We start from the raw sequence: 20,273 nt of genomic DNA, 5'->3' as shown, positions 1-20,273 counted from the left end.
CCGGCTCGTTTCTCACCGCTTCAAAGCTGGAATTCAAGCTGACTTCGCGACCTTGCCCGGAGCAGGGAGCGACCATCTGTACCTTTTGCTGTGGAGGTTCTGTGACCAGACGCTGTTTGTGCTTATTGCAGGTTGCGCTTGTGCTTTTCGGAGTGGTTGGCGCCTTTGCTCAGAATGCAACCACCTCGCTTCGCGGCGTGGTGAAGGACCCCAGCGGTGCCGTAGTTCCTGGCGCCACGATTACCCTGAGTAACTCCTCCACCGGGTTCACCGCTTCGGCCACGTCGAATGGTGCGGGTGAGTATCAGCTGCAGCAGTTGCCTCCGGCGAAATACACGATCACCGTGGCCGCGGCTGGCTTCGGCAACCAGACAAAGTCTGCGGAGTTGCTGGTGAATCAGCCTGCCACGATCAACTTCGCCGTGACTGTGCAGTCCTCGAACGTGGTGGTGAACGTGAGCGGCGAGGCGCAGACGCTGAACACCAGCGATGCCTCCATCGGCAACTCGATGAACAACGCCACCATCCAGGCGCTGCCCAGCGAAACGCGCAATGTGCCGGATCTCCTTTCACTGCAACCGGGCGTGCTTTACCTGGGGCCCACCGCGAGCAACTCGCTGACGACCGATAGTCGAAGCGGCTCGGTCAATGGTGGCCGTTCGGACCAGGGAAACATCACGCTCGATGGCCTCGATAATAACGACCAGGTGAGCGGATTTGCCTTTCAGGGCGTGCTGCGTGAAACACAGGATTCTGTCGAAGAGTTCCGCGTAACAACTGGTGGTGCAAATGCTGATTCGGGGCGTTCTTCCGGCGCGCAGGTGAGCATGGTCACCAAGGCCGGCACGAACAAATTTCATGGTGCGGCGTATGAGTACTACCGGCCGACGAACACCGTCGCCAATGACTGGTTCAATAAGCAGGCTGAGCTTTCGAGCGGCGAACCGAATGTCCCTGGCAAGCTGTTGCGCAACATCTTTGGTGCCGATCTTGGCGGCCCTGTTCTTAAGGACAAACTCTTCTTCTTTGGGAACTATGAAGGCGAGCGCATTGCGGAGAACGCGCAGGTCACACAGACCGATCCGACCTCGTCCTATCAGCAGGGGTTACTCACCTATGTTTCGAACGGCAGTGCGGTCACGCTGACCTCGGCTCAGGTGGCCACGCTCGATGCAGCTTGTACGGTGAACAGCGTCTGCCCATGGGGGCCCGGCCCGGACCCCTATGCTTTGAAGTACCTTCAGTCCATGCCTGCGGCGAACGGCTTTACCGAGGGTGACGGATACAACAGCGGCTCGTATACCTTCTCCTCGCCCAACCCTGTCAGTCTGAATACGATGATTGCCAAGATCGATTTCACGCCGGGTCAGAGACACCGTGTCTTTGTCCGCGGAAATCTGCAGAAAGACACGACTGACGGAACGGAACAGTTCCCGGGCCAGGGTGCTTCTTCGGTACTGGTGCAGAACAATAAGGGCATTGCAGCCGGCGACACCTGGACGATCTCACCCAGCATCGTGAATGACCTGCGCTATGCGTATGTCCGGCAGGGTTACGGCAACTTGGGGGTTGGGGAAGAAGATTACGTCGACTTCCGTTTCCTGGCGACACCTACCGCTGAGACGCGAAGCACAATTACCTCCACGCCGGTCAACAGCATTGTCGATACCCTGAGCTGGAGCAAGGGCAAGCACAATATCCAGCTGGGTGGTACCTGGAGGCTCGTGCATCAGAATTTCTCGACGGACGCGAACTCCTTCAATGGAGGAAGCACGAACCCATACTGGCTGGGCGGCAGCGCGCCAGGAGTCGACTCGGTCGACTCTGGTTTTCAGAATTCGTATGGCATCGCCTATGCCAATCTGCTTGGCACTGTCCCTTCGGTGACGAATAACTACAACTACAACCTCACGAGCTCCACTTCCGGAACCCTGCTCTCAGATGGTGCATTTGTCGATCGTCATTACAAGGCAAACGAATTTGAATATTATCTCCAGGACTCCTGGCAAGTAACCCCCAGGCTGATGCTGACCTTCGGCCTGCGGCACACTATTTTGCAGACGCCATGGGAGACCAGCGGCCAGGAAGTGGCGCCGACCATTGACACGCATGCCTGGTATCAGGAGCGCGAAGCCGAAGCCCAGTCCGGGCAGATCTATGAGCCGAACCTGGTGTTTGTGCCGACCGGTCCTTATTACCATAGGCCTGGTTACTGGCCGAAGTCCAAGGACAACTTTGCCCCGCGCTTTGCGCTGGCCTATGCGCCGGATGCAAAAACCTCTATCCGTCTTGGCGCCGGCATTTATTACGATCACTTTGGTGAGTCGTTGGTCAACATTTTCTCGCAGAACGGTTCGTTTGGCGTGAGCAGTTCGATCACCGATCCTGCCGCCACTTACGGCTACGAGACGTCGCCGCGATTTATCGGACGGAACACCATACCCTTCACAAACTGTACCGCGCCGTCGACGGTAGCATTTCCGTTCACTCCTCCGGCGTGTCCGGACGCGGGCTTTGCGATCACCTGGGGGCTGGATAACCGGCTGAAGACGCCGTATTCGGAGGCATTCAATCTCTCTGTGCAGCGTCAGTTGCCGGCAGGCTGGACGCTCGAAACCGGCTATGTCGGCCGGCTTGGCCGGCACCTGCTGAGCAGCCTGGACCTTGCCGAGCCGGTTGATTATGTCGATCCACAGGGCGCCGGTGATTATTTTGCTGCTGGTTCCAAGCTCTCGCATCTTGTGGATGTGAACGGCGGAAATGCGGACGCAACCGTGCCAACCATCCAGTACTTTGAGGATGTCTTCCCGTTCATGGCAGGCATTGACTATCCAGGGGAGAGCGCGACGCAGGCGATCTACACCAATGAGTGGGCGCCCTATCGTGCGAATCTCGGTGCGACAACTTCGCTTTCCGACATCGACTACTATTGCATCTATACCTGTCCAGCCGGTTATCAGTCGAAGTTCTGGCAGCCGCAGTTTTCCTCGCTCTATGCACTCTCGACGATCGGCATGAGCTACTACAACTCGGGCCAGGTTACATTGCGTCATCCGATGACACACGGCCTGCAGGCTGATATCAGCTACACATATTCGCGCTCGATTGATATGGGATCGGATGCCGAGCGGAACACGGAATTCAGCGGCAATTTGTCCTCACGTGGCAGTATTCTCAACACTTGGAAGCCGTATCTGAATCGCGGCGTCTCGGATTTTGATACAACACATCTGCTCACCGTTGACTGGGTGTACGAAATGCCGTTTGGCCGAGGCAAGCTGATCGGAGGCAATGCAGATACGCTGACGAATATTTTCATTGGCGGTTGGCAGTTTTCGGGAATTGCCCGTGCGACCAGCGGCTTGCCCTTTTCCTTTTATGAGCCCGGGTTTACAACGAACTGGCAGCAGGAGAGTTACGCTGTCGTGACCGCTCCCATCAAGATGCGCCGTCACTTCGACGAAAATGGCGAGCCGCAGTTCTTCGACGATCCGGATGCCATCAACAATGGTGTCTCGACTGGATCGCCGATGCGCCTGCCCTATCCTGGCGAAGCTGGTGAGCGCAACAATTTCCGTGGAGATGGCTACTTCGACATTGATTCGGGTCTGAATAAGGCTTGGAAGTTGGCTGATTATGGCAGCCTGAAGTTTGCCTGGGAAGTCTACAACGTCACCAACACAGTTCGCTTCGATCCGCAAAGCATTCAAACGGGTCTGACGGGAGGCTCGCTGGGTGTGGCCAGTACGCTACTCAGTAGTCCGCGCCGCATGCAGTTCTCACTGCGTTACGATTTCTAACTTTATTCTGCTGTTTGAAAAGAGAACGCCGGGACTTATTAAGTCCCGGCGTTCTCTTTTCTTAAGTGATGAAATAACTTGTTGTTGCATTCGTTTCATGTACTAACTACGTATTTCTCTCCCGGCAAATATTTATAAGAAAAGCAGCGGAAATTGCTGGTGTCCATGCAATCATTACGAAAGTGTACTGCCCTATCTGGTCTTCTTTGCCGATGCTCAACAGAGCGGGCACAATGCACTCCATGCGATAGCCCGTTTCTTATTTCCTGACTGCAGCCGGTGTGTTTTTCGATAACCCCCGGTCCAATATGCAGTCTTCAGGCCGGAGTGTCGGAAGGCGGGTATATGGAGTTGGAGAGATCGGGAGAGATGGTGATTTCGCGTTCGCTCTGCTACCTGACGTTAGTTCTGGCGGCATTCTGTCTGCTTGTTCTGACGCACGGCACGCAGCCCGGACTTCATGGATCGCAGAGTAGCGAAGTCTTATCCCTGGAACAAGTACGGTTTTTGCTGGCATCGTTGCGCGAACGTCTGCACAGCACATGGCTTTTTCTATGGGGGTTCCTTGGCCTGTGGCTCATTGTCGCGACATGGGGCCTGGTCGAGCGGCGGCGGGTTGGCCTGCGCCGGCCTGTGCTGCCCTGGTTTGTGGCGGTTACCGGCTCGGTAGCGGTGGTGGCGCTGCTTTATGGGCTGCTCACGAATGGTCCGCTTGCGCACCAGGTTCCGGTGGCAGTGCCCCTTGCGGACATTGCCGGATTGCTCTTTGTCTTTAGCCTGCCGGCGCTTGCCGCGCACCATATCCAGGCCGAACACGAGCTGACCGCGGAAGAATCGTTCGGGGAAGAAGAGGATGCGCATCTGCGCAGGCAGAGCTTCCTCGGGCTTGAGTCGGCCAAGACCGCTGCGGATGGAAGCCTCGCCGTCGGAGCGGAGATTTCAGCTCCAGTCCCAGCCTCCGTAGATGCTACGTACCGACAGATGGAGATCACCGAAATGACCGTCCCTGCTCATCCCCTCGCCGTTGCTCCTGAAGCAGGACCATCTCATCCCGTTTCTACTGTGGTCGACGTTGAGCCTGCGCCGCATCCGGCATCCGCAAGCGGCAGCTTTCGCGAATATCTGCGGTTGCTGAACGAGTCCTGGGCTGGGATCGAGAGTACCGGTCACGAGATCGAAGCCTGGTTCGATCAGCAGAAGTCTCACGCGCTGTCCCGCCTTGCCGCGCCTCCAGGTGTGCGGCCCGAAGCTGCGGCTCCGCCGGCAGCAGATTTCCTCGAAGAGCGCCTCGACCGTGTGGACATCGAATGGGAGCGTCTGCGCCAGGTGGCTCAGGATCTGGCGCGCTGGTTTGAACAGGGACCAAGGCTCGGGGCTTGAGTAGAGCGAAGGAGGAAGATATGGATCGTGTCAGTGAGCAGGAGCAGCGCAGACGCAGCTACGGCGGTCTGGCCTGGAGGCTGGGAATCTCCGGCGTCCTGCTCGGCGCTGTCCTGCTGACCACGTTCCGTCCCGCCTCCGGAGCCTTCGAAGCGGAAGGGATACCGGTTGCGAACCTCACCGGGCCGGACGGCATGATCAGCGGGACAGTGCGGGTGAGCGGAAACCGCTTCCTGCTCTACAACGGCGCGCGCGTGGAATCGATGACGGAGAGCATGGAAGTGAAGCTCGAGCGAGGCGGGTCGATGAGATTGTGCCCGCGCTCCCAGCTGCAGATTCTCACCGCCGATGCGAATGCCGGGATGATGCTGGCCTTTCAGGCGGGAGGCACGGAAGAGGCGTTCCCCCTCAAGATGGGCGACCAGGTTATCACGCCGGACTGGCGCGTGGAATTGACCAGCGCTACGCGCACTGGTGATGTGGGGCTGCTGCAGGTGGCCATGAACCGGCATGGAGATCTTTGCCTGCAAGGAAACTCTCAGCCGGGATCCTATTTTCGCGTGACCTCGCTGATCGGAGGCGATGCGTTTCAGTATTCCGGCGACGACCGAAGCGCACGTTTCTCTGAAGGGAAGATGGAGACCTCGACAGAGGGGTGCGGCTGCGATGCGGAATTGACGACTGCGGCGAATCACTCCCCAGTGAGCGATTCCGTAGCCTCTCCCGTGGAGCGGTATGCCGCTTCGCTGGTTTCCCATGCGTCAGAGGCGAAGGGAGAGGTGGCATCCGCCGGCGCACCTGCCTCAAATATGCCTCCATCGGCTGCGGAGAATACAACCGCTGTTGCGGAATCGCAGGAGCCTACCGCTAAGCATAAGAAAAGAGCGGAACAGCATCCCCAGGATCTTGTCGGTTACGTGCGCTCGTTTGTTCACCACATCTTTGGTCGTTAGACCTGGCCGCCGATTCACCCGTTTTCGCCGGTGCTCTTTCTCGATGCGATCGGAGCCGCAGGAATGCCCACCGCCACGGTTCTAGCCTGCACATCACGGGTGACAACGGCATTGGCTCCCACCGTCGCTTCATCTCCGATCGTCACTCCGCCGAGGACCGTGACACCGCGCCCGATCCAGACCTGGCTGCCGATATGAATCGGGCGGGCCGTGTGTCCCGCGTCGCGGATGCTGGCGTCTTCGCTGCGCTGATGGTTGGCGTCGCGGATGCCGGCATATTCGCCGATAAGGGTTCCGGAGCCGATGGTGACCTCGGCCATGGCGACGATGTGCGCGCCGCGGGAGATGACGCACCCCTTGCCAATGCGAATCGTCGCGCTGCCCTGGGTCTCGAGATGGATATCGGGATAGAGCAGGACGTCCTCGCCGATTTCGATATTGCGCGTGCCGTAGACATGGATTCTGCCGAGCAGAACCGCGGAGGCGGGCAACGGATGGGAGAGCTCCGCTGCGAGAGAGGCGTAAGCGTAGATGCGCTGCAGGTGAATGCGCAGTGGCCGGGTCACTCGCAGCCAGGCAGCCAGAGGCGCGCCGAGCAGGATCTTGAGGGCACGTTTCATGCGATGCTCCGGAAGCTTACCATGGCCGCGGCGGCGAGACACGGCCGCCCTTCGTATCCTGCCAGGCCTGGTGCATAAGGCGAGCCTGATTCCGGGAGTTCTGGGCGCGCGCCACGCGCCGCGGATCTTTGCTGAACGAGTTACGCAACGCGGTGAGGCGATACAGGGTCAGTTCCAGCATCCTGGCAAGCCATGCCTTGCTTCCGTGGTGCTTGCGGTAGTAGAGCAGGGTGCTGCGCATGCGCCAGAGAACCAATTGCGCTCCGGTGGTAGACATCTCGAGCGACTTCACCTGACGGGACGATTCGCCGCCGATGTGAATGACGGTAATGTCCGGCCAATACCAGATCCGGTAGCGCGCCGCCTGGATGCGCCGGCAGAGGTCGACCTCTTCGCTGTAGAGGAAGAACGCGGGGTCGAAGAATCCGATCCTGGTAAGAAGGTCGGCGCGGATGATCGAGAATGCTCCCGGCACCCAGTCCACTTCGCTGGGAAGCGACTGGTCGGCCCAGGTGCGATCGAAATAGCCGAAGATTCTGGACTTCGGATAGCGGCCGGCGAGGCCGGTCATCACGCTGAGGTCGCTGAGAATTCCCGGGAACATGCGCGCCGAGGGCTGCCACGAGAAGTCGCGCCCCACCAGCCGGCCGCCGCCCAGGCCTACCTGCGGATTTTCATCCATGTGCTTCACGGCCAGGCGCAGCGCATCCGGGCAGAGAAAAGCGTCCGAGTTGAGCAGGACGATATACCGTCCCGTGCAGCCTTCGAGCGCAGCATTGTTGGCCGCGCCAAAACCGAGATTCGTCTGGCTGCGCATGAGGCGCACCCCGGGGAACTCCCGCTCGATCATCTCGGGCGATCCATCGGAAGAGTGGTTGTCCACGATCGAGACCTCGACCCGAAGGCCGCCGGACTCCCGCTCGATGGATTGCAGACACTCCCGCAACACATCCCGGGTGTTGAAGGAGACAATCAGAATCGATACATCGGGGGCGGAAGGCTGCGAGGTCAGCGGTACCATCTGTCAGTCGCTCTCTGGAACATGCGCCGCTCAGGGGTGGCGGCTGGTCTCTCTATATATTCCTGTCCGGAGTGTAGCAGTTCAAGCGTGGCTCTCTGGCCACGGTTTACGGGAAGCCTGACGAGTGGATGACCCTGGCTGAAGCTCTGTTTCCACTCTCTTTGCAGGCCAAAAGGGGATAAGAGCCAGCCGTGGAGGTTAAGCCAAACCGGAAGTGGGCATGAGTATAATTTCGGCACGGGCAGAGGAATCTCCCGGAATCGTTACTAAACTGGTATGGGAGAAAAGGACCGCGGAGCCCTCGCTCAAGTTGTCATGCATGAGGAAGGATGAGGTCATCTGGAGAGGGTTCTTCGTCGGACACTTGAAGCATTTGCCTGGTCAGCCCGTCTGCGCACATCTCCGGCTGGAATGCCTGCATCCTTTCCTATCCACGAAATACGGGAGAATGCGCTGCTGCCAGCTGCGCCCGAGCGCATTCCGTCATAGAAGCCGCCGATGCAGATAATCGTATTGTTTGCGCTGGTCGCGTCCATCGTAGTCATGCGGCAGCACTCCATCCGGCGCGCTGTCCTCGATGTTTATCTCCCGGTATTGCTTCTCATCCCGCCGTTTTATTCGCTGCGCCTTCCGCACCTGCCCTCGCTCACCTTTGTCGACATGGCGATCTTTCCGATCGGGCTTGCGCTCATGTTCCGCTATGGGCAAATGCGGCAGGTGCGCCGCGCCGATATCTGGCTGGTGTGCTTTGTCGGTGGAATCTACTATTCGGAACTCAGCAACACGGGCGCTCCCAATGCCGGGTTGGTGCTCTTTGGAGCATTGGCGTCGGCCATCATGCCCTATCTGATCGGCCGGCTGCTGTTGGAAGAGGATGGAATGCGGGAACAGGCGATTCGACGCATGGTCATCCTTCTTTTCATCGTTGGAATCCTCTGCGCACCCGAATACAGGCTCGGCATCAATGTATTTACCCGGACCGTCGGCGTATTCTTTCCCGACCAGCGGCCATGGCTTGCGCAGATCCGCGGCGGCCTGACGCGCGCGTCCGGACCGTACCTGGCGGCCATCCTGGCCGGCATGGTGTTATCGATCGGCGTGATCTTCAGCCTGTGGCTCGGATTTGTGGAGAAGCAGCGGGGGAACGATCGCAAGTATTTCGGGGTGCGGCGATCGGTCATCGTGACGCTGGGCATTCTGGCCGGTCTCGTCATGACAAACTCTCGCGGACCATGGCTGGGCGCACTTCTGGCCTTCCTCCTCTCCCGCATCGGACGCGCCAAGAATCTGCGCCGGTCCGCCATCATTACCCTGCTGATTTGTGTGGTGGGCGGGACCGTGGGCTACATCAAGGCGGACCAGTACACCTCCGGAACGCTGTGGGATGCGAAGGATATCGAGCAGGAAAATGCGATCTATCGGCGGCTGCTGCTGGATGAATACAAGCCGATCATCGAAAAGGGAGGCTTGTTCGGCTATGGCGTCATTGCGTGGCCCAAAGTCGGTGGCATGAACTCCATCGATAACGAGTTTCTATTCATCCGGATTACGCAGGGAGAATTAGGCTACGCATGTTTTCTCCTGCTGATTCTGGAGGCCGGGATTGCCATCATCGTGGCGATCCGCAGAGCGACACTCACCTATGACATCTATTTCTATTTCTGCCTGGGAGGAACCATCGCGGGTCTGATGCTTGCCCTCACCACGGTATATATGGGGGGGCAAAGCTACCCGCTCTTCTTCCTGCTTCTGGGCTGGAGCCAGTCTCTACGCCAGACACAGCAGGGCGGGATGCCAGCATTGCCGCCTGCTTCCTCTGAACGCTTCAAGTTCCGGCGTGTATTTGCATGAGTCTTCGCGTGTAAGGAGATTGGCTGCTGTTCGGGTTATCCTGAACACCGGATGAGCACGAAGCAGGACTCGGGAACATCCATTTCTTCACTCCCCCGGAAGCAAATTTCTGTACTGAGAGTCTGGAGCCGTCCGGGAAATCATGCGCGTCTGTATTGTCGCCGAGCACGCTTCGTATCAATTCGGAGGAGAAGCGGTCCTGCCGCTCCACTTTTTCGCGGGTCTTCGTGCCCGCAATATCGATACGTGGTTGGTGGTGCATGCGCGCACCCGGCCGGAGCTGCTGTCGGTCTTTCCGCAGGATCACGACCGCATCCGCTTCGTTGAGGATGCATGGTTTCACAAGCTGCTGTTTCGTCTCAGCCGCTTTCTTCCGCGGCGTATTTCTGAGGCAAGCATCGGGCTGCTGAGCCAGCTGACTACGCAGTACCTGGCGCGCCGTATCGTGCGTGATCTCGTTGCCAATGAGTCCATCGACGTGGTGCATCAGCCGATACCGGTCTCGCCGCGCTTTCCCTCGCTGATGTATGGTCTCGGCGCGCGCGTCGTGATCGGTCCGATGAACGGAGGCATGGATTACCCGGCCGCATTCCGGCACGAGGAATCGGCGTTCACGCGAGTTGCAATCGATCTGGGCCGCCATCTGTCGAACTTCGTCCATGCATGGCTCCCGGGTAAGACCAGGGCTGAGCTTCTTCTGGTGGCGAATGAGCGCACCCGCCTTGCTCTGCCCGCCGGGGTGCGCGGACAGGTCATCACGCTGCAGGAGAATGGTGTTCATCTGCAAACCTGGTCGGCCAACGAAGGCCGTGGCGCACAGGTGGAGGAGCCGCGCAAAGCCCGCTTCGCGTTTATCGGCCGCCTTGTCGATTGGAAGGGGCTGGACATGGCCATCGAAGCGCTCAGCCGCGTGCCGGAAGGCGAGCTGATCGTCATCGGGGATGGCGCCATGCGTACCGCGTGGCAGCACTTTGCGGAAAAACTCGGCATCATGGATCGCGTGACCTTTACCGGTTGGCTTCCGCAGTCCGAATGTGCGCCCTTTCTCCACTCTTCCCTGGCGCTGGTGTTGCCGAGCATCTATGAGTGCGGGGGCGCAGTGGTGCTCGAGGCCATGGCCAGCGGGGTTCCGGTGATCGCGACAAGATGGGGAGGTCCGGCCGATTATCTTGATCGCTCCTGTGGCTTTCTCGTCGATCCTTCCAGCCGGGAGGCTGTCGTTCAAGGATTTGCCGAGGCCATGCGCCAGCTGATTGCACAGCCTGAGCTGCGCGACCAGCTTGGTGCAAAGGGCAGGCAGCGTGTCGAGCAGCACTTTGATTGGCAGAAGAAGATCGACCGCATCCTGGAGATTTACCAGCGGGCTGTGGCGACTCCGCGGTAGCGAAGCCCGCATGCTTCCGCCATAATTGTTATAGCCCCCGAAAATATTGACCGTTTGAAGCACGGACTGACCGGCAAGAGCGACAGCCTGATGGAATGAAGTGCTGTCACGTTGTCGATTCGCATTGTGAAAGAGCGTGCCTGTGAAATTGTCGACTGCATCCTGCCTTGCCTGGGCTCGAAATCACCGCTGGCCATTGATCCTGGCCATTCTGGGGACGTTGCTGCGCCTGGCGCTGATCGCCGGAACGCTTCACCACGAGCGTTTTTTCGACGAAGAGGATTATCACACCATTGGTCTGCACCTTTCGCAGGGAATGGGTTTTAAGGACGGCCTCTATGCCGTGACGATGCACGACGGCAAGCCTGTTGTGGTGGACAAAACATATTTCACGGCCTATCGCGCTCCAGGGCAGCCCGTGCTTGTCGCGCTGGTTTACGGCGTGCTCGCTCATACTCCACCTATCCTCACGCAGCATCTTCCTGTGGTCCTGAGGAGCAATCCTGCCGTCTTCGTAGAAATCGTGGAGGCATTGTTGCTGGCAGTTCTTCCCTTTGTCTGCGCGCGCCTGGGCCTTGCGTTGGGATTGAGCCCTCTCGCAGCGAACCTTGCAGCAGCACTCGCGGCCTTTCATCCGGCTCTCGCCTATGCCAGCATCACGTTATATCCCACGGTGCTGACCACGACCGCGTTGACGCTTGGTGTCTGGTATAGCTGGCAGTGCATCGAGCAGAACAGGATCAGCCGGGCTGTCGCTGCTGGAGTCGCTCTTGGCATTGCCGGTGCCGCGACCACGACCTTCGCTCCTGCCGCCTTTCTCGCCGCGGTCATCCTTGTTCTGAAAAAGCGCATGAGGATGGCCATCATCGTACTGGCTATCGGGCTTGCCCCCGCGCTGGCCTGGATGATGCGCAATCAACGGATGCTTGGAGATTTCACCCTGGCAACCAACGGGGGCTACAACCTGGAACTGGGGGCAAATGATCGGGCCACGCCGCGCTCCGGCAACTGGGTGGAGCTGCCGCAGGACTGGGCGAAAGGCGAAGTCTATCTCGATCATGCGGATCGGAAGCAGGCCGCGGATTGGATCCATGTTCATCGCAGCCGCTACGCCGAACTGGTTGTCCTGCGCGCTCTGGCGGTATTTGACTCCATCGGGAAGCCCAAGAGCGAAGGGCTGCATTCGAGCAGGCTGGCCCGGCTGGTGGGTTACGCCTTGCTGCCGGTCATGATTCTGGGTGCGTTCGGATTGATCTTGTATGGCAGGCATCCGCTTGCGTGGCTTACCGCCGCCGCTCTAGGGCTGGTGATTTTGAGCTCGGCAGCGACGATTGCAAAGCCCCGGTTTCGTTTTCCGTGCGATCCTTTGCTCGGCGTCTTCGCCGTCGGCAGCGTGGCGAAGATCATGCAAGGCCGTTTGCTGGCGAGCAGCGAAGAGCATCCTTCGAGCGCAACTTCCATGTAATTGACTGGCGAGGGCAAAGAGGCAGTCGTTGGGAGAATATAGATAGGACGTAGCTGCCGAGAAGACCGGGCTGTGTCCCGGGAAGGGGATGGATGAACCCAGAGCGTGTGAGTGTGGAAGGGAAGAGAGCGGCTTTCGCGGAGACGATCGATTCCGTCGCCTTTCAACGCGAGCGATACTTCCCCACGCTCGATGGCCTGCGCGCCGTCAGTATCCTGTTGGTGATTACCTGGCACGTCGATCAGCGCATGTGGTGGTATCTCAGTGGATATACCGGCGTGCTGATCTTCTTCGTGCTCAGCGGATTTCTCATTCATACGTTGTTGCTGCGTGAAGAGGATCGATCGGGCACGGTATCGCTGAAGGCTTTTTATCTGCGCCGGAGCTTTCGCATTCTGCCGCTGTATTTCACCGTGCTCGCCATGTATGGAGTCATGCTGCGGCTGCCGATGCTGGCGCGGCAGGCGAATGCATTTCGAGCGGCTCTTCCGTACTACCTGACTGGCTTCAATGATTTCGCGCCGCTGGCCCCGTTCAACCAGAGCTGGTCGCTGGGCGTGGAAGAGAAGTTTTACCTCATATGGCCTGCGCTGGGCTTTCTGGTGCTTGGCGCGAAGCGAAAATGGCGGTTGCCATCGATGGCTCTGCTGGCTGCGGTCCCTCTCTTCGTCGGCGCTCACGGGCATCTCGGCATGTTTGTGCCTTATGCCATCATCATGCTCGGCTGTACGCTCGGTGCATGTCTCGATAGTGCAAGAGTGTATGGGGCGCTCCGACGCTTTATCGGCGGCATCGGATTTTTCCTGGTTCCCGCGGCCTTTCTACTGTTCCACATGCTCCTGGGCTTCTATCCCGATCGTTCCCGGATACTTTTTGGCTACCTGCTGATCGGTTATACGGTTTCGACGGCGTTGCTGCTGGCGTGGTGCGTCATGGGACGCTCGTTATTCCATCGCTTGCTTGGGTCGAGATGGGTGCGCTACATCGGCCAGCGATCCTACGGGATCTATCTCGTGCATCTGATCTGTCTCTCGATCATGCAGAGGCTCTTGCCGCCAATCAGCCCGCTGCGCACGAGGCTTTTGTTCCTCGCGACAGCAGCACTTTCGCTCATCGTAGCCGAGGTACTGTATCGATGGGTGGAGCATCCGTGCATCGCGCTGGGCAGGCGTCTGCAGGACCGCTGGCTGCGCAACAAGCGGCCCCAGGAAATTATCTCGCCGGCCTTGAAGTAAGAGCGAAGGCGGGTTTCAGGAGAGGCAGTTCTCGAAAGTGGATGCCAGCTTCTTCGCGTTCTGTGTCAGATTGTAGTGCTCAATGACACGAGCTCGTCCAGCGGCGCCGAGATTCGCTCGCAAGTCCGGATCGACAACGAGAGACTCCAATGCCTCTGCTAAGGACTCTACCGAGGATGGTGAAACCAGCAGCCCATTCGCACGATCCTGAATGAGCTCAGGGATGCCGGCCACTCCCGTGCTCACGCAGGGAATGCTCATCGCCATGGCTTCCATCAGCGCTACAGGGATGCCTTCCGCAAAGCTGGCCATGGCAAAGATGTCGGTCTGCGAGATGCGCTCGCGAGTCTCATTGTGATTCAGAGCTCCGCAGAAGGTGACATGGGCAGACAGTTGGCGCTCGGCTGCTTCGTGTTCGAGGCTGCGGCGATCGGGGCCGTCTCCGATCAGGGTGAGATGCACGGCATGTCCTTTGGCGCGCAGTACGTCGAAAGCCCGCAGAAGAATATGCTGCCCCTTCGCCGGTACCAGGCGGCCGACACAGATAATCTGCAGCGGGAGGTTCGGTTCATGCGTGACGGGCTTGAACTCTTCGGTGTCGACGCCCAGTCGGACGACATGCATTTTGTCCCAGTGCGCAGGCTCGCTGTACTTCATCAGCTGGCTGCGGCAGAAGTCGCTGATGCAGAAGACGAACTTTGCGCGCTCGATCTTGCGCGGAAGATAAAACGAGCTCACATCGTAAAACTCTTCGGGGCCGTGGATGGTCATGGAGTAATCGAATCCCCATGCCTCTGCCGTCAGCATCGCAACCGTGGAAACCGGACCTCCAAAGTGGACGTGAAGGTGATGGAGGCCGCGCTTCCGCATCCAGCTCCCGAGGAGAAATGCCTCGACGAGGTAGAGCAGCGCATAAGCTTTTTGGTAGAAATCCCATCCGCCTAACCGCATCGCTCCCCGTATGCCGCGAATGGCTATCGCGGGGTGAAGAAGTGTAACCGTGAACAGTACAAAAAAAAGCTCCTGCACGCGGAACTGCTTCACGTAATAGGTTCTCGCGGCCTCTTCCGCTTCCAGCGGTGGTAGTTGAGAGAGAGGACGGTCGGGTGCATTGATCGACGCGGTTTCGATCTCGAAGCCCAGCTGGCGCAGGCCAAGAATTTCTTTCAGAAAGAACGTATGGGAGACAGCCGGATATTGGCTGAGCAGGTAGGCCATACGAATCTTTCCCGGATGCGTGGACATGCTTCTCTCAATTCTAAAAAATATGACGATTAAATTTGGCGCCCGATGCCGAGAAGCTGCGCATCGATGCGATCCAGGCACTCTTTGCTGCGATCGGGCAGAAACTTCCGCGCGAAGAGCTTGGGCGAAGCCTCGAGCTTCTCGAAATCATCGGATTCCATGGTTCTTGGATAAAGTGGATTGGGGTTTTCCCAGTCGATGTAGCGCAGGTCGTCATTCACAATCCTGCCGCGGAATTCCGAGTTGGAAAGAATGCTTTGGAAGATCGACTCGTCGGGAATGAAGACGTGCTGAAAGTATCGAAGGTACGAGGGATTCTCACGCAGAAATGATTCGATGTGAGAAAGTGCTTCGCGGGACAGGCACCACCATTGCGATCCACCGAACGGCTCCCACCCGAAAGGGAATTTACGGGCCACGCGGAGATGAAAGACCCGGCTCCGGAGAAAGAAAGTCCAATAAGAAACGCGGGCCATCGCCTGAAAATAGCCGCCGTGGTCGGTCCAGCGGTTGGGCTTCGCCAGCGAAAAGGACTCCATGAACTCCTTGCCCTTGTTCTGCGCAAGGAAAGAGGCGATCTGCTGTGTGTTTTTGATCGGGTAGTCCTGGCCGGAAAGCAGAAAGGCATAATCGAACGGGCGTTGCGCCCGCACGGCTGCGTTTACGCACGCGATCATGGCCCTGGCGATGCCGAATCCCCCCCAATAGCAGCGGTATCGCGGCGTCAGAAGCACCTCGGGATGAGAAGCCGCATACTCGCGCAAAGGTGCATAGACTTCCTCCGCTGCGCGCTTGTCGATGTGAATAATAAAAAAAGCGTCTGGCTCGTGCAGCGCACGAATGAGGCGAAGAATCTGATCGGGGCTCTTGTGGGCGACGATCAAGTAGGCGATTGCCATGGTTTTTCTTGACACCTGTGGTCTGGGACAGCAGAGTAGAAGCGGAGAAGACGAGAGGATTATACCTTTCGGCCAGCCCCACTTCACCGCGGCGACGCATGCGAAGCGCACACACGGAACTCGAATGAAGATGCAATGCCGATGGCGTCGTGCGCAATCCCCGGATCGGGGGATGACGTACTCAAATTCCATGCAGATGGTAACTAGAGTGAGGCTGGACAGGCTGGGTTCTGAATGACAGGCGAGAGCGGTAACGATACTGCCAACTACACCATGGTGCTGCCGGTGCGGCATTTCCGCATCGATGAGGGGACGGTGGCGGTGGAGAGCGCATTCGCTGAGCACCTCCGGATGATGCGCACGCGCATTGGAGCGGGCGCACGGCAGTTGGTTGTTGCATCACCGGGAATGTCCCGGGCAGCCTACGAAGCAGGGAAGCAAGGCTTTGCGGTCATCGACGAGCGGGCCGAGCAGGTCGCTTTTTGTATGCTGTTCGCGGATGAGGCTGCTCTCTCGACTGCCGGAAAGCTGCGTCTTCTAAGGCCGGTGATGAAAACCCTCTCCGGACTGGTCAAGCAGAGCATCTGCATCCATAGCGGTCTCTCCTGGGATGTGTGGCTTCCTTTCGAGTTTGTGTCGATTGTGCTTGGCGTGATGGCTAAGCGCCGAACGGTATTTGTCGTCGATATCGATTACCGCAATTCGGCCTGGATGAGCTATCGCACCGGAGACTGGTCGCTGCGGAGCTATCTGCTCTGCAAGTATGTCTATGACGTGGCGCGCTCCCTGCAGGTCTGGATCGCAGCGCGGTATTGCTCTCTGGTTCTGCTTAAGGGCAAGAAGATGGTTGCGGATTTCGGTGCGGGAAGGCCGAATGTCAAGGCTATTCTCGATGCCTCTCACAGCGAAAGAAACATCATCGATCGGGAGAGCGTAGAGCGGAAACTGGAGGAGCTTCGCGATCCTGCGCGGCCGTTAAAGCTGATTTATTTTGGACGGCTCATCGCTTACAAGGGGATCGACCGCTGTCTGCGGGCGGTGGCCGCAGCGCGGAATGCAGGCGCGAACATTACGCTGGATATCATCGGTGGAGGCCCGCAGGCTGATGAGCTGCAGGCTCTTGCCCGTGAGCTCCACGCGGAGGGATTTGTTGCCTTTCATGGAGCGATGCAGTTTGGCCAGGAGTTCTTTCGCGTTCTGTATCCTTTCCATCTCCTGCTCGCTGCGCCGCTTCGCGAAGATACGCCGAGAAGCGCGCTGGATGCGATGGCTGCCGGGATTCCTTATCTCGCCTTCGACACGTACTACTATCGCGAACTTCTCGAGAGCGGCGGCGGACGCGTAGTTCCGTGGCCAGACACCGATGCAATGGCCAGGATGCTGATTCATCTTGCATCGAACCGGGAAGAAGTCGCGCAGATGGTCGAAGCCGCGATCGTATTTGCCCAGGCGAACACGCAGGAAATCTGGCTGGAGCGGCGCATGGAATGGACGCTGTCCTCGGTTCTGCAGAATGACACGGTGACTGTCGGATAGCGTGATCACCTTGCAGTGGCGATCACGCTCACGTTACTGTGCATGCGGGGTCTCTGCGTTGCTCGGAGGGATGTAATAGATCCGGATGGTGCGTCCAGCGGTCCCTACGCGGTATTGAGGAGTGAGCCATCCATACTGTTCGGGATACCAGCGGGCCCAGGTTTCACTCACGGCGACCCATCCGGTGACATGCTGCCCAGGATGCGCCTCCTCCAGCTTCTGAAGGTTATCCCAGGCCGGAAGCCCCTCCCTGTTGAGGTCAGCCGATCCGCTATACGCGATCCAGACGTGCTGAACATTGAGCTGCTTCAGCCTGACACTCAGGCGGCCGATATCCTGCCCCCAATCCAGATCGCTGTCCGTGCAGAGATAGCCGGTGTACGGCGATGCCGGTTCATTGAGATAGGTCAGAAAATCGGGTGAGATATACAAACAGCTGGCCAGTTGCCAGCCGAGAAGCAGGGCTGCGATGGAGTACGCGGCCCAACGCCTTTTTAGGATGCTCTGGAGCTTGAGAAGTGACAAAGCTGCCAGCATGGCCAGAAACGGATAGACCACCAGCACATGGCGAACGCCGAGATTCACATGAGAGAGCGTTGCGACCAGGACAGGGAAAACAATGCCTGCCAATGGAACCAGCGCATAACCATCGTGCGCCTTCCAGAGTTGGCGAATGCCCAGCACGATCCCGGGGATTCCCAGCAGAAGGAAGGGAAGCGGGGTCTTTACCAGCAGAATTACCAGAAAGAAGTACCAGAGGCCGCCGTTATAAAGGTGTCCAAAAAGGTAGCCCTGCGGAGGATGCGCCCGCATATACGAAGCGGTGCGAAGGCTCTCCACGAATGCGTACGCGGGGAAGTGATTGGTTAAGATCGATGCCGGAAGACGCAGCGGTCCAAGCCTGCTGAGCACATGTTGCAGATGTACCTGCGTCTGCGGGTCGCGTGTGGCGATGGCTCCAATGTCGAAGTGATAGCCGGCCCATACCGTGAACAGGAGGGAGACGCTCGCAATGGCCCAGTACCGGATCCGTGGTATGGTCCGTGTGCTCAGGAAGAAGTAGACCAGAAACGCGGTGGCGCAAAGCGCAAGGTAGGGAATGGCAGAAAGCTTCGAGAGGCACGCGAGAGCGATAGCCGCTCCCGCGAAAAATGCATGCAGTGCGGATGGCTTTTCGAGTGCCCGCCACAGGCGGTCCAGGGCGAGCAGAAACATCGCGACGAACGCCATGTCTGTCGTTGCCAGCCCGGCGTGGGCGAGCACCGGGGGACAGGTTGCAAAGAGCGCTGTCGCAATCGCCGCGGGCCAGGGTCCCAGCCATCGTCTTGTCATGTGCCAGGTGAGAAATGCGGCGATAAGGAAATACGGCAGAATGCCGAGTCGAGCCGCAAGCAAAACCCTCTGCGGGTTGGGCCTGGCGTTGATGATTCTGTTTCCCTCTGCCCACGGATTCACATCTCCAGGGACACGATGGGCTGCCATGGAGGGGCTGGGTCGCGAGCCGAGCAGGTAGGGGCCGAGAGCGGTCGAGATGCGAGGAAGCGGAGGGTCGATGAGGTCCAGCGTGTAGGTGCCACGCGCGAGCCATTCCATGCCAGTGCCGATATGCGCCGGCTCATCCCAGGTCTGGCTCACCCGAGAATAGCTTCCCACGATCAACAGCACTGCGATCAGAACAACGGTAGAAGAGAGGATGGCAGGAAGACGATCGAATAAGCGGCGTGGCTGGGGCCGGTTTAATGGCGTGGCGCGCGGCTGGATAAGAGGAGATTCTGTTGTTGCTGGCTCTGCCATGAGAATGATGTCCTTCTAAATCTGAACAGATAATGGTCGTCCTGGGCCGGCCGCGCCCAAACAATCGATCCCTGCAGGCATTGCAAACGTCGATCCTGGGGGAAGATCTGCCAGCGAAGGTGCAATGGGTTATCACCATCATGCGCGAGGAATGATTCCTCGTCGAGAGAGAAGAATTGCCAGAGCCTAGAGGCTCGATAGCGCCGGTGGCCGGCTGAGCGCTATCCATGGAGGGAATGGCAGGTTTCTCCGCTCGGCTGAGCGGTAATTCTGTCCTGCTTCGGTCGAACTTAGCGTGGCCTGGAGGCCTGGTGCTATTCGTAGATAACTTGTATCAACTCCGCGCGGAAAATTTAAGTTATGGCACATATCCCGTTATCCGGATTGAAATGCTGCAGTGGTCGAGATACCTGAGTTATTCCATACGCTGAAGTCGATAGGTGTCTGCAGGAGAAAGCATGCCGGTGATGAGTGCCGGCAACGCAACAGGGCTCCCGGTCGGAAGCCTAAACGGGTGCGCAAAGGCAATGGCTTATGCCACCAGGGGGCATGCCCGGCTGGGTATCCTGTGTAGCCGAGGACGCCTTCCCGGTCGCCAGGGAACTCGCGCAGCCTGTGAAAACCCGTCACAGCTGCTCCGCGAGCCGAACCGGTCCGGAAAATGAAGTCGGCCGCCTGAAAAGCATTCCGGCCAAGGCCTTGCCTGGGCCACAGAGAGCTGTCGCCGGGCAACAGTCTTTGCTCTGGAATCGAAAAGCTTAATACTCCTTTGATTTCAATGGAGTAAGGTTAAATTACTAGGTGGGGGCGTTCGTCTGGTCGTCCCGAAACCGTACAGATTGCTGTGTACTTTGGTAATGAATTCAGTAATTTTTTCATGTTGATGGTAACCGTATATCCGATTACTATAATGTAAGTTCGAGACTCGATAGACATATAGACAGATGAATGCATGGTCTCGGTCAGGTTTTCCACCCGCCTGAAAACTGGCTCTTCCTTCCCATAGGCGTTGTACGTGCAGCGAAAGTTTGTTTGTTCTCTCCTTCCTCCCGGAGCAGTTGTTGCGGAGAAACAAGCAGCTTGCATGGTT

General features: G+C 58.3%; 13 protein-coding genes. 8 read left to right on the top strand and 5 right to left on the bottom strand.

Annotation, left to right across the window (positions count from 1 at the left end):
- Nucleotides 1-101 precede the first annotated feature (101 nt).
- The 3 genes from ESZ00_RS02140 (at nt 102) to ESZ00_RS02130 (ending at nt 6,133) form a co-directional block, all read left to right on the top strand.
- Nucleotides 102-3,800: a TonB-dependent receptor gene (locus tag ESZ00_RS02140; RefSeq protein WP_229740894.1), complete on the top strand. Its 3,699-nt coding sequence runs from the start codon at nt 102-104 to the stop codon at nt 3,798-3,800.
- 369 nt (nt 3,801-4,169) lie between these two features.
- On the top strand, nt 4,170-5,180 hold the full coding sequence (locus ESZ00_RS02135) for a hypothetical protein (RefSeq protein ID WP_129206555.1): 1,011 nt from the start codon (nt 4,170-4,172) through the stop codon (nt 5,178-5,180).
- Nucleotides 5,181-5,200: 20 nt separating this feature from the next.
- Nucleotides 5,201-6,133, top strand: coding sequence for a hypothetical protein (locus tag ESZ00_RS02130; protein WP_129206554.1), 933 nt, complete (start codon nt 5,201-5,203; stop codon nt 6,131-6,133).
- A 14-nt stretch (nt 6,134-6,147) separates the two neighbouring features.
- Here the strand turns inward: ESZ00_RS02130 and ESZ00_RS02125 are convergent, their stop codons facing one another.
- Nucleotides 6,148-6,753, bottom strand: coding sequence for an acyltransferase (locus ESZ00_RS02125; RefSeq protein ID WP_129206553.1), 606 nt, complete (start codon nt 6,751-6,753; stop codon nt 6,148-6,150).
- 16 nt (nt 6,754-6,769) lie between these two features.
- The gene (locus tag ESZ00_RS02120; protein ID WP_129206552.1) at nt 6,770-7,774 is read right to left on the bottom strand and encodes a glycosyltransferase family 2 protein; all 1,005 of its coding nucleotides are present in this window, start codon (nt 7,772-7,774) and stop codon (nt 6,770-6,772) included.
- A gap of 498 nt (nt 7,775-8,272) precedes the next feature.
- On the opposite strand from ESZ00_RS02120, the gene ESZ00_RS02115 reads away from it, so the two are divergent.
- From ESZ00_RS02115 to ESZ00_RS02100, 4 genes are all read left to right on the top strand, one after another.
- The gene (locus ESZ00_RS02115; RefSeq protein ID WP_129206551.1) at nt 8,273-9,625 is read left to right on the top strand and encodes an O-antigen ligase family protein; all 1,353 of its coding nucleotides are present in this window, start codon (nt 8,273-8,275) and stop codon (nt 9,623-9,625) included.
- Between the two features lie 142 nt (nt 9,626-9,767).
- The gene (locus tag ESZ00_RS02110; protein WP_129206550.1) at nt 9,768-11,009 is read left to right on the top strand and encodes a glycosyltransferase family 4 protein; all 1,242 of its coding nucleotides are present in this window, start codon (nt 9,768-9,770) and stop codon (nt 11,007-11,009) included.
- Nucleotides 11,010-11,151: 142 nt separating this feature from the next.
- The gene (locus tag ESZ00_RS02105; RefSeq protein ID WP_129206549.1) at nt 11,152-12,474 is read left to right on the top strand and encodes a hypothetical protein; all 1,323 of its coding nucleotides are present in this window, start codon (nt 11,152-11,154) and stop codon (nt 12,472-12,474) included.
- 92 nt (nt 12,475-12,566) lie between these two features.
- Nucleotides 12,567-13,709, top strand: a complete 1,143-nt coding sequence (locus ESZ00_RS02100; RefSeq protein ID WP_129206547.1) for an acyltransferase family protein — start codon at nt 12,567-12,569, stop codon at nt 13,707-13,709.
- Between the two features lie 15 nt (nt 13,710-13,724).
- Here ESZ00_RS02100 and ESZ00_RS02095 read toward each other — a convergent pair whose 3' ends face one another.
- Nucleotides 13,725-14,954, bottom strand: a complete 1,230-nt coding sequence (locus ESZ00_RS02095) for a glycosyltransferase family 4 protein (RefSeq protein ID WP_129206545.1) — start codon at nt 14,952-14,954, stop codon at nt 13,725-13,727.
- Between the two features lie 29 nt (nt 14,955-14,983).
- The gene (locus ESZ00_RS02090; RefSeq protein WP_129206543.1) at nt 14,984-15,853 is read right to left on the bottom strand and encodes a beta-1,6-N-acetylglucosaminyltransferase; all 870 of its coding nucleotides are present in this window, start codon (nt 15,851-15,853) and stop codon (nt 14,984-14,986) included.
- A 234-nt stretch (nt 15,854-16,087) separates the two neighbouring features.
- Between ESZ00_RS02090 and ESZ00_RS02085 the strand changes: the two genes are divergently transcribed.
- Nucleotides 16,088-17,389 carry a glycosyltransferase gene (locus tag ESZ00_RS02085; RefSeq protein WP_129206541.1) on the top strand — a complete coding sequence of 434 codons (1,302 nt, stop codon included), beginning with the start codon at nt 16,088-16,090 and terminating at the stop codon, nt 17,387-17,389.
- Nucleotides 17,390-17,422: 33 nt separating this feature from the next.
- Here ESZ00_RS02085 and ESZ00_RS02080 read toward each other — a convergent pair whose 3' ends face one another.
- Nucleotides 17,423-19,183: an ArnT family glycosyltransferase gene (locus ESZ00_RS02080; protein ID WP_129206539.1), complete on the bottom strand. Its 1,761-nt coding sequence runs from the start codon at nt 19,181-19,183 to the stop codon at nt 17,423-17,425.
- Between the last annotated feature and the right edge of the window lie 1,090 nt (nt 19,184-20,273).

Source organism: Silvibacterium dinghuense, assembly GCF_004123295.1.
In the GTDB taxonomy this organism is placed as follows: domain Bacteria; phylum Acidobacteriota; class Terriglobia; order Terriglobales; family Acidobacteriaceae; genus Silvibacterium; species Silvibacterium dinghuense.
Note: the sequence above shows the minus strand (reverse complement) of the source record. Positions and strands in the feature narration are given on the sequence as shown.

Bases quoted from the DNA above. Each gene is read 5' to 3' on its own strand.
- ESZ00_RS02135 (WP_129206555.1), top strand. From the start codon at position 4,170: ATGGTGATTTCGCGTTCGCTCTGCTACCTGACGTTAGTTCTGGCGGCA.
- ESZ00_RS02130 (WP_129206554.1), top strand. From the start codon at position 5,201: ATGGATCGTGTCAGTGAGCAGGAGCAGCGCAGACGCAGCTACGGCGGT.
- ESZ00_RS02125 (WP_129206553.1), bottom strand. From the start codon at position 6,753: ATGAAACGTGCCCTCAAGATCCTGCTCGGCGCGCCTCTGGCTGCCTGG.
- ESZ00_RS02120 (WP_129206552.1), bottom strand. From the start codon at position 7,774: ATGGTACCGCTGACCTCGCAGCCTTCCGCCCCCGATGTATCGATTCTG.
- ESZ00_RS02115 (WP_129206551.1), top strand. From the start codon at position 8,273: ATGCAGATAATCGTATTGTTTGCGCTGGTCGCGTCCATCGTAGTCATG.
- ESZ00_RS02110 (WP_129206550.1), top strand. From the start codon at position 9,768: ATGCGCGTCTGTATTGTCGCCGAGCACGCTTCGTATCAATTCGGAGGA.
- ESZ00_RS02100 (WP_129206547.1), top strand. From the start codon at position 12,567: ATGAACCCAGAGCGTGTGAGTGTGGAAGGGAAGAGAGCGGCTTTCGCG.
- ESZ00_RS02095 (WP_129206545.1), bottom strand. From the start codon at position 14,954: ATGTCCACGCATCCGGGAAAGATTCGTATGGCCTACCTGCTCAGCCAA.
- ESZ00_RS02090 (WP_129206543.1), bottom strand. From the start codon at position 15,853: ATGGCAATCGCCTACTTGATCGTCGCCCACAAGAGCCCCGATCAGATT.
- ESZ00_RS02085 (WP_129206541.1), top strand. From the start codon at position 16,088: ATGACAGGCGAGAGCGGTAACGATACTGCCAACTACACCATGGTGCTG.
- ESZ00_RS02080 (WP_129206539.1), bottom strand. From the start codon at position 19,183: ATGGCAGAGCCAGCAACAACAGAATCTCCTCTTATCCAGCCGCGCGCC.